The organism is Vibrio sp. T11.5 (genome assembly GCF_027587155.1).
Classification (GTDB): Bacteria; Pseudomonadota; Gammaproteobacteria; order Enterobacterales; family Vibrionaceae; genus Vibrio; species Vibrio neptunius.
This window is the reverse complement of record NZ_JAPPTP010000006.1, coordinates 1-12,282: the sequence shown is the minus strand read 5'-3', so window position 1 is coordinate 12,282 and position 12,282 is coordinate 1. Positions and strand designations below refer to the sequence as shown.

Sequence of the window (12,282 nt, the reverse complement as noted above, 5' to 3'; positions counted from 1 at the left end):
AGGCGAATGCCTAGGTAACTTTCATCATTTAGAACAGTGTATCACCCGCTAGCTTTTTTAAAGCAAATTTGCCTCGTTCCTTTCCAATACAGCTTTGAATAGCAAATTCAGTGACTCAAATTGAGCCTCTCGTCCATTGTTACTCCCCACATAGTGCTCATGCCGAAGTAATTCAGACTCGATAAATTCATTGATGACTGGCACCGCAGGCGCATACTCTTTCTCTAAACTGACTCTCTTACGCTCTAAGAGAGCAGTAATAGCTTCATCTAAGGGAATGTGTTCGGCCACTAATTGGCGCAGTTGGTCAAATTCAATGGGCGCGGGGTTGTCGTATTTTTCTAGCCACTGGATGGCGAGCAATGGTCTCAACACATAGAAATACTTCTTCAAAGGGACTAAATCCCTTTGTAGATATCCTCGGAAGTTACCTTTAGCCATGTGTAAGTAGTGATGTATCCCTTTGTGTGAAGAAGCGATAGCCGGCATTAACTCCCTCGCCCTTTGAGCGAAATAGCCATCATCTACATATATAATTGGAGACTGTAACCACTCAATAAAAGCAGGGTTCGACTTCCAAAATAGGTTTAACGCCTTACGTAAATCCCAGCCATTGATATCTATTTCGTCGACTATTGGATATTCGATAACATCGCGTCTATCTTCAAGATCGATGGATAGGTACCAGTCTTTTTTACGGACATAGATAAAGCGCACATCGTAATCACTATTCGGGCTGGAAAACCCCCACGCTCGACTGCCAGATTCAACCGCGTATATCACTTTAATATCATGTTCTTTTTCAGCTGCGGCTATTCTGCGCAATATTTCTTTTCTGATCTTCGTGTCTATGACTTGTTTCGATTCAGCAAATTCACTGACTCTTTCATTCATTGCCATTTTACTTCCTTAGCCTTTTACACAAACGATTTGCTTCAGTGTGTAAACCACTTCCACCAAGTCTTTTTGAGCTGCCATGACTTTTTCAATATCCTTGTAAGCATGGGGAATTTCATCAATCACAGAGGCATCCTTTCTGCACTCTACTCCTTCGGTTGCAGCAATTTGATCATTAATGTTGTAGACCTTTTTAGCTTGTGTTCTCGACATCACTCGTCCAGCACCATGACTACAGCTATTAAAACTCTCAGGGTTTCCTAACCCACGAACAATAAAAGAGCGAGCCCCCATGCTTCCTGGAATAATGCCCATTTCGCCTTTTTCGGCTCTTACCGCTCCCTTACGAGTCACATAACAATCCTTGCCAAAATGCCGTTCCCTAGAGACGTAGTTGTGATGACAGTTCACCGCTAACTCAGCGGTAGAAAACGCGACTGGTATTTGCTTTTTCAGTGCAGATATAGCATTAAACATCATTATTTCACGATTCTTGGCGGCAAAATCTTGTGCCCATTCAACCGCTTCCACATAGTCATCAAAGTATGCGCTGCCTTCTTCCAAGTAAGCCAAGTCCATATCAGGCAAGTTAACTTGATGGCGTTGCATTTCTTTCTTTGCAAGCTCTATAAAGTAAGTGCCAATTCTATTTCCTACACCGCGACTTCCTGAGTGCAACATGATCCAAACCGCATCGTTTTCGTCTAGGCACAGTTCTAAAAAGTGATTACCCGTGCCCATGGTGCCTAAATGCTTAACATGGTTGCTTTTTCTTATCGCTGGGTGCTTGTGACAAATAGTTTCAAATCTTGCTTCGAGCTTTTTCCATTCGCCAGCAACGACATCTGGAATATTGTGCCAAGCTCCTCTGTCTCGGGCTTTTCCCCTTCCTCCAGTACGACCATGAGGTACTGCTGCTTCAAAAGCATGTCTGATCCCTGATAAATTATCGGGTAACTGGCTGGCCGTTAACGTTGTTTTTGTTGCTAACATACCGCATCCAATATCGACCCCGACGGCTGCGGGTATGACAGCATCAACAGAAGGAATAACACTTCCAATCGTTGCGCCTTTACCAAGGTGAACATCCGGCATCACCGCAATATGTGAATGGACTAACGACATACCAGCGATGTTGTTCAACTGCTCTTGAGCTTTGTCATCAAAAGGCACCCCTTTAGTCCATGCCTTGATGGTGGCTCTTCCTTCATTTTCAATAACGTTATAGTTTCTACACATTGTTGCTTCCTTAATTCTTTAATCGCCGCGCAAGCGTTCGCCAATTCATAGCCGCTCAGTTTCTATCGATATGCCTACGCGACTTTTACAACCCCATTCATTAAACCTTCTAGGCCGCCATAAACCGTTAAGCTATCAATTTGGTCTGCGATTTTTTCTAACGCTTCAAGCTCTTTTAAGCGCATTAAAGTCGGGTTGTTTTCCATGACTTTTGCTGTGTTGTGTAAGCTTCTTGTCGCCGCAGTTTCTTCACGTCTTTTGATCACATTGGCTTCCGCTGCTTTTTGCGCTTCGACCACTTGGTTCAAAATGGCTTTCATCTCTCCGGGTAAAATGATGTCTTTAACGCCGACATTCATCAAAGTGATGCCCATTTCATATAGGCGCTCTGCGACGAGCTCTTTCACTGTTTCATTGACATACAATTTATCCAGCAGGATATCGTCTAATGACTTTGTGCCAACCGCTTCTCTTAAGGCTAATTGCAGCATTTTGTAAACAAAATCATCAACGTTATCGACACTTCGTGCCGCTAGTTCAGCATCATGTACCTTAATGCTTGCACTCAAATTAATTCGTAGACTTACGCGGTCTTTACTCAAGATTTCTTGACCAGAAATCTCAAGTAGTTGAGTTCTGCAATCAAATGATTTCAACTCAACGGAGTGGTTGAACTGCCAGAAGCCATGTCGTCCAGGCGCGAGTCTTTTTAGCAGTTGGCCGTTGACATACAGCAAGCCAACATGGTCGTTTGCGACCGTTAGATCAGCGATGGGTTTGGTTGCTATCGTGCTTTCGCTTCTGATCAAACGTGAGGAGGTATTAGCCCCAGCACGATTGATTAAAAAAAGTGTTTGTTCTTCAACTTCAATCTCTTCATCTATGGTCACTTTCTCCAAGCGAATGTCACCTGCGTCTTTCCATAGGTATAGTTGCTCGCTAGGGGCAACTACGCCACGTAGCAAATCGTTAACGTATAACAAGCCAGCTTCATTGCTTTTTAGTTTCCAATGCGAAATGTGTTCACGAAGTAACTCATTATTTTTGTACAGTCTTTCGGCATTCTCCTCAGAAAAAAATAAAGAGTTAATATCGAAAGTCATGAATTCGATTTCGTTTTTCAAATCCCATATTTTGTGCTTGCCTTGTGTTAATACGGAATCTAGCTTTTGATTTTTGAACACTAATACTCTTTGGTTTTCTGCTACTGATACTGTTTTTCTTAAAGATAGTGTTGTTCCAAACATCTTAATTTCCTTCGTTTCTTGCCATATACCGATGTGGTGATGTTAGTAAGGGTTAGATACGTGATTAATAAAGGCCTCAAGCTGCACTTCAGTAGGGAGCATCCTGCTTGCTACTGATTATTCACTCTGGCGCTTATCTACCATTGGTACCAACGGCTTACTAACGTTTTAACTACTCATTGTAAAAAGGGTGGGACTCGAACCCACAACAATCGAATTAAGCATTCGAGGCTCTACCAATTGAGCTACCTGCATTTAAGATGGGATTCGAACCCATGACTCACGAAATTTCTTCGCTGCTCTACCTCTGAGCTACTTAATGGTTATCTGATAAGGCATACGCAGTCACAGTGTTCAGCGCACCGGAGTGACCTTTTGAATCACAACCAAATCATCAGACAACTAGGTAATATCAAGCTATGTGCCAAAATGGTGATCTTTCTTGAAGTTAATTTTTAAGTGTATGTATTTATTGGTAAAAATATATATTCCTTGCTCTTTTAGATAAAAGTGCGTTGATAACAAAAACACAAAAATATAACCTAATGGATAGCTAAGTTATCTATATGGATACGATATGAGTAAGAGAACAGTTGCGATAAGTCTTATTGGAACTCAATTGGATTTTGTTGGTAAAAGAGTGGACCGATGGGCAAGGTGGCGGCCCAATGTGAGTTTGTGCAGTCAGCAAGACTTGCTGGTCGATGAGCTACACATGCTGCATGATAACCACAGCTATCGCTTGGCAAATAACGTCGCTGTAGACATCGAATCTGTGTCTCCAAAAACCAAGGTGACACTGCATTCGATTAACTTTTCCGATCCGTGGGATTTTGAGGAAGTCTACGCCAAGCTTTTTGATTGGTGCCAACAACAAGAATTCGATACTGATAACAACGACTACCTTTTTCATATCACAACCGGCACACACGTTGTTCAAATTTGTAGTTATTTACTTACCGAGAGTCGTCACTTTCCAGGGCGTTTAATTCAAACCTCTCCTGATCACAACAATAACAACAAGTCGATTGGACGTGTGCAAATCATAGACCTTGATTTGTCGAAATATGACCAATTGGCGACCCGTTTTGATGTCGAACATCAAGAAGGCAAAGAGTTTCTCAAAGGGGGCATTGAAACACTTAATACAGGGTTTAACCGATTAATTACTCAGTTAGAAAAGGTCGCGATACGTTCTGAAGACCCCATGCTATTAACGGGCCCAACCGGAGCAGGCAAAAGCCAATTGGCGACTCGCATCTACCAACTGAAAAAGAGACGTGCAATGCTTTCTGGCGCTTTGGTATCCGTAAACTGTGCGACGCTAAAAGGCGAAAATGCTATGGCGGCCTTATTTGGTCATACCAAAGGTGCATTCACTGGCGCTCAAAAATCACGAGATGGTTTTTTGCTTACAGCCAATGATGGCGTTTTGTTCTTAGATGAGATTGGTGAGCTGGGCCTCGAAGAGCAAGCCATGCTACTGCATGCGATTGAAAATAAAACATTTCATCCGGTAGGGAGTGATAGCCCCGTACAGAGTGATTTTCAATTGATTGCGGGTACCAATCGAGATCTCAAGCTCGAAATTGAAAAAGGCACGTTTAGGGAAGATTTGTTAGCGCGTATCAATCTTTGGACTTATCAGCTTCCTGCATTAAAAGACAGGAAAGAGGATATTCCTGCCAACGTTGATTATGAAATTGATTTGTACGCGCAAAAATCAGGACAACGGGTGCAGTTTAACAAAGAGGCGAAGCATGCTTTTATCAGTTTCGCTACGTCCAACGAAGCGTTATGGGTTGGAAACTTTCGAGACTTAAGTTCAGCGATCACAAGGCTTTGCACCTTAGCAGACTCTTCGAGAATTTCCGTTGACGATGTAAAAGATGAAATTGAACGACTAAAGCGCGCTTGGTATCCCACTTGTCAGCAATCTAAGCTCACGCATGTAGAAGCGTGTTTGTCGGTGGCTGAGGTTGAACAACTGGACCAATTTGATGCCAACCAGTTAAATTTTGTGTTGTCTGTATGTCGCCGGCACAGCAGCATGGCTTCTGCTGGTAGGGAGTTGTTTAATGTGAGCCGAACATTGAAAGCTCAAACTAACGACTCAAGTCGGTTGCAGAAATATTTAGCTAAGTTCGGATTGAAATGGGCTGACCTATAGATCTGCATTCTTGCCATTAGGGTTGGCTTTGATGTTGGGAACAGCGCCATATAGGGAGTCGGTATTGACAGACATTATTAATCGGACGTCACCAACCATCAGAGATAACTGAGCGCAACACTCCAGCGTACCATGCCCCCTTTTGTTTATGGGGTATTTTCTGTGACGGCCTTTTCTAAACCCCATTCTTTACTCGACACATTGTTAACACACTCCTCTATAAGAACCTGATTTTTGACCAGTTAATCGGCCTATGCGTTGAATCCGTTGACTCTTCTGAACCCCAGCGATATCCTGCAAAAGCACTGGCAAAATCCAGTGTCGGGATTAGCACCCCGCCTCAATTCACTAGTCGCATAGAGCGTCAGCAAAACGCTGCTCCCTATGTGCTGCCTTGGCGCACCTGTAGAAAACGGATTGGTTTTTGTTTGAACAATCCTGTTGGTATTACGGTGAGCTGGGCGAGGCAGCTTCGGCTGGCCGTTTACTAGTGAGCGGTAGTGCTAACCTTGTTCAGTTCACCACCCTTTGTTATGGGGTCTCTGTGTGGTGATGGAAATGTTTTCCTGTTGGAGGTTACTATGCCAAAGCTCACAGATGATCATGTTCTGAAAGTCCTCAATTCTATTTGTTACCGTATTCACACCGAGCCTGAATCGATTCGCTCCCATATGCGTGATTTATCGACGCTGCTCAATGGGCCCGACCCTAAACAAACGTCTAAATACAGCTGGCTCGAGGCGATTATTAGACAAGCGCAACTCAACCGCTTTACCGAGCACTGCTCCCCATCTGGTGGCACTCCCGATCTTTGTTTAATCAAGATGCAGAACCAAAATGCCTATAACTTGTGTTTTACCCAAGACGTTGACCAATGTATTTGTCGTTTGCAGTCTTTGTGCGCACAGCCGATTGAGCTGGTGGCTTACGGGAAAGCGAAACTGAGCCCAGATGCACTGCTTGAGGTACTGTCTGAACCGCAGATCCAGAAGAACCGCTGGTTTCCATTGAGCGATAGTCAGCGAGACGGCATCGTTAAGACGCTTAAGGCAGAGCAAACTCTCACCTCGCGTTGATTGGCTATCAACGGGCAGGTACAGAATCACTGAAGTTTGGGGTAGGGTGGTTGCTCTAAGCCTTTCTGCGCTTCATTTATACCGTTTATTGGGGTTAGACTAGGTTTGAGTATGAAAAGTGGCTTGTTTTGTTGGGAGTTCAGTCTTGTTTAGCAGCTGAAGGGTTTTATAAGTTATTGTTAGCCATAAGATTAGCGCAATTCTTGCCAAGATAACGCGCATGGTTAAAAAGTGATAACACGCACGCTCGTTTTTTTGTGATGGCAGGGTGTGCAATATGACGTATATTCGATAGTTTTTAATGAGTTATGGTAAGTTGATAAAAAGTCAGGTAGAGAGAAAAACGAGATTGCCTGTTATTAAGAATGTTAAGTGTCAAAATGTACAAGAGTGATGAGCAAAAGTATGGATGAATTTGGAAAGTTATTAATAGAGAAACTTCGAGATGTCTCGATAGAGCTTTGCGAGGGGTTGACGGAATCTCGATATGAATCCCCGGGTCACAAAGAAATTCAGAATGAAATCGAGGCTTGGTCCCCTGAACAAAAGGCGTTGCTTGTAAAAACTGTCACCTATTGTATTGATGGTGGAATAAACGATTTCCTTTTCAATCTTGACAAGGCGATACGAAAATCAGAAAACATAGCACTTTCAGTAGGCGGTCAGAACATTACTACTAGTAGCGAAAGTTTGGTTTGTAAGCTCTATGGTGACGGTGGGTGGCAAAAGAAGTTTAGCAAATATGGCAAGCCAAACACTTAACAAACTGCTTAAGGCGGACTATCAACGCTCGGCAATTTTGGTTCTAGTTTGGTACAGTGTTTACGGTGGCTAGTTTAAATGTTGTGGTTTGCGTTGCTAGCCACTTAGCAGGGCGTTATGCGATTCGGTAAAGCTGGGAGATAGTTGTATGAAGTTAGTATGGTTGCATGGAGCGCCAGCAGCAGGAAAGTTAACGGTAGCTAAGGAGCTAGCTGAGCACTTTGGGTACAAGTTGTTTCACAACCATTTGACAGTAGATTTGAGTCTATCAATCTATGACGAGTTTGGTGATAAAGACTTTTTCGAGTTCACGAACCAAATTCGTAGAACGACACTTGCGAAAGCCCAAGAAATAGGTGTGACCCATCTAGTGATGACCTATATGACTTGCTATGAAAGTGACTCCGTGGAAATCAACAAATATCTAGAGTTCTTTGATGACAACGGTATTGAAGTGTATCCAATTCACTTGAGTCCAAGCCATGACATAATTCGAAAGCGTTCTCAGTCTGAAGAAAGGGTCAACTCTTACAAGCTTTCATGCCCTCAAACGATGGACAAGTTGCTAACTGATATGAAGTTCATTGGTATTAAACACGAAAACACTATCTCAATTGACAACTCAAACTTACCTGCCCATCAGGTGGCTGAAAGAATTGTGGCTCATGTGGGATAGAATCGCATAACAATAAATTTAAGCAGATTCGCAACGCTTGGCACTTTTGATTTGAATCAGCTTTAGTGTTTACGGCACAATGGATTAGGTTAGGTGGTAGCGTTGCTCACTACTTAATTTGGCGTTATATGAATCCAAGTGTTGAAGATAAAGTTTATGAATATCGAGCAAGAATTAAGTTCACTTCGCTATTTTTTTAGCACTTATCTATACCAATGCGCTCTTGAAAATTCGTCTCTAGACGAGGTGGTTTATGAATTTGTGGCCACAGAAAGCACTGAATTAGTAAAAGGGCTCATCAGGGACTTAGACAAAGCTATTTTATTAGATCTAACTGTAGATGAAATTAAGGAGTTGGGTTCAAATTATGGTCCAGGGTTTAATCAAACAGTAGACGTTTGGTTAGGCTTTATCCGTCAGATAGTTGCGAAATACGAACAATGATGAATAATCGCATCACAAAGCGTTTAAGGCGGATTCGCAACGCGTGGCATTTTCGGTTTGCTTCAGGTTAAGTGTCTACGGCACAATACTTTAAGTGCAGTGGTTTGCGTCGCTCACCACTTAACGCGGCATTAGCACTCTATTGGGGAATATCGTATTGCTATATAAATATCTATCTTTATCTTCATTGTCGTATAAAAGCATTATTTGTGAACAACAAGTATATTTTGCGTCTGTTCTCAGTATGAATGACCCTTTTGAAGGGCTACCAAGCTATAAAGTACCAAGTCGCCAAGAAGTGAAGCGTCACCTAATAGCAAAAGGAGCAAAACGTAAAAATGTAAATAAGCTGTTACCGCTTGCAATGGAAGATATCCAGCATAATTTTGTTAATGCACGGTCATTAGATGAAGCTCATGCAGCTGAAACAGGTTTACTGTGTATGACTCCACATCGAGATAACCTTCTAATGTGGAGTCATTATGCTGACTCTCATCAGGGGGTATGTATTGGGTTTGATATAAAGCGGCCTTTTGATGAAGAGTTTGGTATTGGTTATGACGTTGAATACTCCAATAAGTATCCCGAGATTTGTCTTCTTCAACGGGATTGGCTTATGACAGAGGCTAAGGTAGGAAGAACCCTGTTGGATAAGCAAGCTCGTGAAGACTTAATGACAAAACACTATTTTACAAAGTCTACAGAGTGGGCTTATGAAGATGAAGTCCGTTTTATGAGACCTGCCCTAGGTGCAGGTGTGGGCTTGATGCCCTTTCCTAGTTCTCAGATCAAGGAGGTTATTATTGGTTGCAGAGTACCAGAGGAGAAAAAGGCGGAAATCATAAGACTAGTTTCAGAGCACTGTCCTCACTCGAAGATAATTCAGTCGAGCATATCGAAATATACGTATGGATTAGACTTCGAAGTAATCTCACCAGAGTGCTAACAAGAGACTATGGCGTCAACAGTTAGTTTTTGGCGCTATTCTGATCCCACATAACACCGTCTCTTAGCATCGAATTTAAGATCACCACCATCTTTCTCATACAGGCGACTATCGCTACTTTTTTAGGTTTTCCTGCCGCAAGTAATCGTTCATAAGTAGCCTTAAATACCGGGTTGCATTGGATCGCCGACATCATTGCCATGTACATGACTGTTCTAACTTGAGGTCGACCTCCTTTTATCATCCGTTTGCCTTTGAAGCGTCCGCTCTCTCTTGTTATAGGTGCGACGCCAATGAGAGAAGAGGCTTGCTTGTTAGTGATACAACCGAGTTCGGGTACATTGCTAATTAGTGAGGCGGCTAGGATCTTTCCTACGCCAGGCATGCTTTGAAGGATGGTGCTCTTAGCTTGATACTCAGGGCAGCTCTCAATCAGCTTTTCTATCTTTGCCTCTACTTTTTCAAGCTGATTTTTTAGAGCGGTTAGAATCGGAGTAATAGTCGATGAGATGTTCTTGGGTAATATTTGTAGTCGGTTTCTTTCCATCGTTTGCATGGTGAGTAGTTGGTTCCGCCTCGTGACTAAGTCACTCATAAGGCGTATGTTTTCGCTTTTTAGCTTGGTAAGTTCGGGCTGAACTCGTTCGGCATAATGTGCGATGAGTTCGGCATCTAAACGGTCGTTCTTAGCTCTTTGTCCGATAGCACCAGCGAACCTTTTTATCCTCAAAGGGTTAGCGATGACATAGGGTAGCTTTGCTTGGTCACAAGCAAGGATGAAGGGCATTTCTAATCGTCCAGTAGCTTCAATCACGACACGCTGAGGTTGGTGTTTAGCGATAGTTCTGACGGCTTCTTTGATGCCTTTGTCATTGTTAGGAACGGTGAAGTAAATGTCGAGCGGACGGATATAAATATCTAATTGTGATTTGCCAGTATCAACGCCGACATTAATGTTTTGAAGTGTGTTTGTATTCATAATAAGCTAACTCTTGCTTGCAAATGCGGGCTCGAGACCCAGAAGACTATTCGAGTGTGGTGCTTGGAGTTCTATCTGACGTTCGTACTTGTTATCGGTCTCTCGATAGAGGAGCCATCATTTAATCGAACTATCATATAGAAGAACTTTAGTTGCAGCTAAAGCCTGGGTCTCACCTTACCCGATTGGAGTGCTTATTATCCATACAAACATTTAAGAGTGATTCACCACGCTTGGCATTTTTGGTTTGGGGCTAGTTTAGTGATTAAGGCGCTCCAGTTGAGTTTTGTGGTCGCGTGGTTCACACCTTAATTGGGCGTTAAATGGCTATGGAAAAACGAGAATTCGAAGAACAGTTTGATAATGTAGTCTTGCGGCCTCTTCTTGAATCAGGATTCAAATGTAAGAATAAAAGCATTTACTATATTGACGATGAAATAAATATTAGTCTTATTCGCTTAGGTGGAAAAATGGCAACACCTGGTGGGATTTCACATGTTTTGTGTTTTAGGCATACTTACCTTCCTAATCTGAGTGGTGAAGTGCCAGATGACTTTGAAAATGATGTGTTTTCTTATCCACTAAAACTGAAGCCAAGTGAGGTTCGAGGTATTTGGGGTGTTAAGGTTTCATATGAGCCCAAAAACCTGAGCTATGATTTTGAAAGGATTGAGTTTAAGAGTAAATCTCGAGCTATCTTACTGCAGGACTTGGAAAGACTTAAAAAGGACATTCTTGCTTTTCTAAAATGGGCTAAATCCTCTGAAGCATCTAAGTTACCGCAACAAATTCGACAGAATGGTGAACAGGCTTGGGTTGAGGGCTTATGGTTGCGAGCTTACGAGTCAAAAATTGCCATTTAACAAGGCAATCAAGGTGACCCGTTACACTCGGCGGTTTTGGTATGAAGTTCGGTGTGCTTTGCTAGTTTAGCGTGGGGCACCTTATTGCAGGCGTTATGTGTTTTTAGGACAAAAGTATTAAAGTGTCTGTCCCAATTAGATTCTAGAGTCTTCTCCATTTTTGGTTTCGTCGCCTTCCTGCTTAGTCGAGAGGCTAAGTTGGAGGAGAAGGCTCAATGAGTATCAAACTGTTTAAGAGTGATTCGCAACGCTTGGCATTTTCAGTTTGATTCTGCTTTAGTGTTTACGGCACAATGCTCAGAATCGGTGGTGGCGTTGTTCACCCCCCCCCCATTAACACGGTGTTATATACTAGGAGGTAAAATTGAGTTTTATCAATATGTTAATAGAGGAAATTGAATCGCAAGATCGTACGAAATTGTGCTCTATATGTATGGGCCGTGGATCGACTTTAAGTTTTTCTTGGGCTCGGTTCAGAGAAAAATATGGTGACTGGGCAACTGATGTTGATAGTAAATACTCTGATGTTAAGAGAGCTTGGGAGGAAGCCGATAAACCACCTTTTGAACAGTTTGAACAGACGTGTTTAGATATTGGGCTAGGTAACCAAGAAGCTAGAGACACATATGAGCTTTTTCTCACAAAGGAAAGTAAAGAAAAGTGTCATAACTGCAAGAATGGTCGTGAGCTTACAGAGCACGGTCTAGAAGTTGCTAAGTTGAAGAAATTACTAACTAATCTTTAGCACGTACATAACACATATGAGCCTTCTGCCTGTCAATAGGCAATAACACCTTGTTGGCTGCGCGAGCAGCCAATGCTCTTCGAACAACAAAGTTATCTACTTCGCTTGTCATTTCGGTCATTACGCATTGCTTACGACAAACACATATTGAGGATCTCTTATTGGGATTGTTCAGGAGTGTTAAGGTGTCTGTCCCAATTAGATTCGGTCTTTTGGTGTGTGTCCTGAATTTAATCTA

General features: G+C 42.5%; 13 protein-coding genes and 2 tRNA genes. 8 read left to right on the top strand and 7 right to left on the bottom strand.

The features are described from left to right. Positions 1 to 57: 57 nt before the first annotated feature. From OH455_RS08270 to OH455_RS08250, 5 genes are all read right to left on the bottom strand, one after another. Positions 58 to 900, bottom strand: a complete 843-nt coding sequence (locus tag OH455_RS08270) for a nucleotidyltransferase domain-containing protein (protein ID WP_269981041.1) — start codon at positions 898 to 900, stop codon at positions 58 to 60. Positions 901 to 909: 9 nt separating this feature from the next. Then, complete coding sequence (locus tag OH455_RS08265; protein ID WP_206369198.1) at positions 910 to 2,136, bottom strand: RtcB family protein; 1,227 nt, start codon at positions 2,134 to 2,136, stop codon at positions 910 to 912. A 74-nt stretch (positions 2,137 to 2,210) separates the two neighbouring features. Next, on the bottom strand, positions 2,211 to 3,383 hold the full coding sequence (locus OH455_RS08260) for a slipin family protein (RefSeq protein WP_269981040.1): 1,173 nt from the start codon (positions 3,381 to 3,383) through the stop codon (positions 2,211 to 2,213). A gap of 181 nt (positions 3,384 to 3,564) precedes the next feature. Then, a tRNA-Lys gene (locus OH455_RS08255) sits at positions 3,565 to 3,641 on the bottom strand. Beyond that, positions 3,636 to 3,705 (bottom strand) — tRNA-Phe (locus tag OH455_RS08250). Before OH455_RS08250 ends, OH455_RS08255 begins: the two co-directional genes overlap by 6 nt. A 255-nt stretch (positions 3,706 to 3,960) precedes the next feature. Here OH455_RS08250 and rtcR point away from each other — a divergent pair. The 6 genes from rtcR (at position 3,961) to OH455_RS08220 (ending at position 9,457) form a co-directional block, all read left to right on the top strand. Continuing rightward, on the top strand, positions 3,961 to 5,553 hold the full coding sequence (gene rtcR, locus OH455_RS08245; RefSeq protein WP_269981039.1) for an RNA repair transcriptional activator RtcR: 1,593 nt from the start codon (positions 3,961 to 3,963) through the stop codon (positions 5,551 to 5,553). A 581-nt stretch (positions 5,554 to 6,134) separates the two neighbouring features. Continuing rightward, positions 6,135 to 6,629, top strand: a complete 495-nt coding sequence (locus tag OH455_RS08240) for a hypothetical protein (RefSeq protein WP_269981038.1) — start codon at positions 6,135 to 6,137, stop codon at positions 6,627 to 6,629. 405 nt (positions 6,630 to 7,034) lie between these two features. Further along, on the top strand, positions 7,035 to 7,391 hold the full coding sequence (locus tag OH455_RS08235; RefSeq protein WP_269981037.1) for a hypothetical protein: 357 nt from the start codon (positions 7,035 to 7,037) through the stop codon (positions 7,389 to 7,391). Between the two features lie 148 nt (positions 7,392 to 7,539). Beyond that, positions 7,540 to 8,067, top strand: coding sequence for an ATP-binding protein (locus OH455_RS08230; protein ID WP_140076768.1), 528 nt, complete (start codon positions 7,540 to 7,542; stop codon positions 8,065 to 8,067). Between the two features lie 156 nt (positions 8,068 to 8,223). Next, positions 8,224 to 8,511, top strand: a complete 288-nt coding sequence (locus OH455_RS08225) for a contact-dependent growth inhibition system immunity protein (protein WP_269981036.1) — start codon at positions 8,224 to 8,226, stop codon at positions 8,509 to 8,511. Positions 8,512 to 8,668: 157 nt separating this feature from the next. Beyond that, complete coding sequence (locus OH455_RS08220) at positions 8,669 to 9,457, top strand: DUF2971 domain-containing protein (protein WP_269981035.1); 789 nt, start codon at positions 8,669 to 8,671, stop codon at positions 9,455 to 9,457. Between the two features lie 22 nt (positions 9,458 to 9,479). Here OH455_RS08220 and OH455_RS08215 read toward each other — a convergent pair whose 3' ends face one another. After that, a complete protein-coding gene (locus OH455_RS08215) occupies positions 9,480 to 10,436 on the bottom strand; it encodes an IS110 family transposase (protein WP_269981034.1) in 957 nt (318 codons plus the stop codon). 323 nt (positions 10,437 to 10,759) lie between these two features. On the opposite strand from OH455_RS08215, the gene OH455_RS08210 reads away from it, so the two are divergent. Then, the gene (locus OH455_RS08210) at positions 10,760 to 11,299 is read left to right on the top strand and encodes a hypothetical protein (protein WP_269981033.1); all 540 of its coding nucleotides are present in this window, start codon (positions 10,760 to 10,762) and stop codon (positions 11,297 to 11,299) included. A 364-nt stretch (positions 11,300 to 11,663) separates the two neighbouring features. Beyond that, complete coding sequence (locus OH455_RS08205; RefSeq protein ID WP_045977233.1) at positions 11,664 to 12,044, top strand: hypothetical protein; 381 nt, start codon at positions 11,664 to 11,666, stop codon at positions 12,042 to 12,044. Here OH455_RS08205 and OH455_RS08200 read toward each other — a convergent pair. Continuing rightward, the gene (locus tag OH455_RS08200) at positions 12,034 to 12,165 is read right to left on the bottom strand and encodes a hypothetical protein (RefSeq protein WP_269981032.1); all 132 of its coding nucleotides are present in this window, start codon (positions 12,163 to 12,165) and stop codon (positions 12,034 to 12,036) included. The genes OH455_RS08205 and OH455_RS08200 overlap by 11 nt on opposite strands. Positions 12,166 to 12,282 lie beyond the last annotated feature (117 nt).

Excerpts from the sequence above, each read along its gene's own strand:
- OH455_RS08270 (WP_269981041.1), bottom strand. The coding sequence starts at position 900 with ATGGCAATGAATGAAAGAGTCAGTGAATTTGCTGAATCGAAACAAGTC.
- OH455_RS08215 (WP_269981034.1), bottom strand. The coding sequence starts at position 10,436 with ATGAATACAAACACACTTCAAAACATTAATGTCGGCGTTGATACTGGC.
- OH455_RS08240 (WP_269981038.1), top strand. The coding sequence starts at position 6,135 with ATGCCAAAGCTCACAGATGATCATGTTCTGAAAGTCCTCAATTCTATT.
- rtcR (WP_269981039.1), top strand. The coding sequence starts at position 3,961 with ATGAGTAAGAGAACAGTTGCGATAAGTCTTATTGGAACTCAATTGGAT.
- OH455_RS08235 (WP_269981037.1), top strand. The coding sequence starts at position 7,035 with ATGGATGAATTTGGAAAGTTATTAATAGAGAAACTTCGAGATGTCTCG.
- OH455_RS08200 (WP_269981032.1), bottom strand. The coding sequence starts at position 12,165 with ATGACCGAAATGACAAGCGAAGTAGATAACTTTGTTGTTCGAAGAGCA.
- OH455_RS08265 (WP_206369198.1), bottom strand. The coding sequence starts at position 2,136 with ATGTGTAGAAACTATAACGTTATTGAAAATGAAGGAAGAGCCACCATC.
- OH455_RS08225 (WP_269981036.1), top strand. The coding sequence starts at position 8,224 with ATGAATATCGAGCAAGAATTAAGTTCACTTCGCTATTTTTTTAGCACT.
- OH455_RS08210 (WP_269981033.1), top strand. The coding sequence starts at position 10,760 with ATGGCTATGGAAAAACGAGAATTCGAAGAACAGTTTGATAATGTAGTC.
- OH455_RS08230 (WP_140076768.1), top strand. The coding sequence starts at position 7,540 with ATGAAGTTAGTATGGTTGCATGGAGCGCCAGCAGCAGGAAAGTTAACG.
- OH455_RS08260 (WP_269981040.1), bottom strand. The coding sequence starts at position 3,383 with ATGTTTGGAACAACACTATCTTTAAGAAAAACAGTATCAGTAGCAGAA.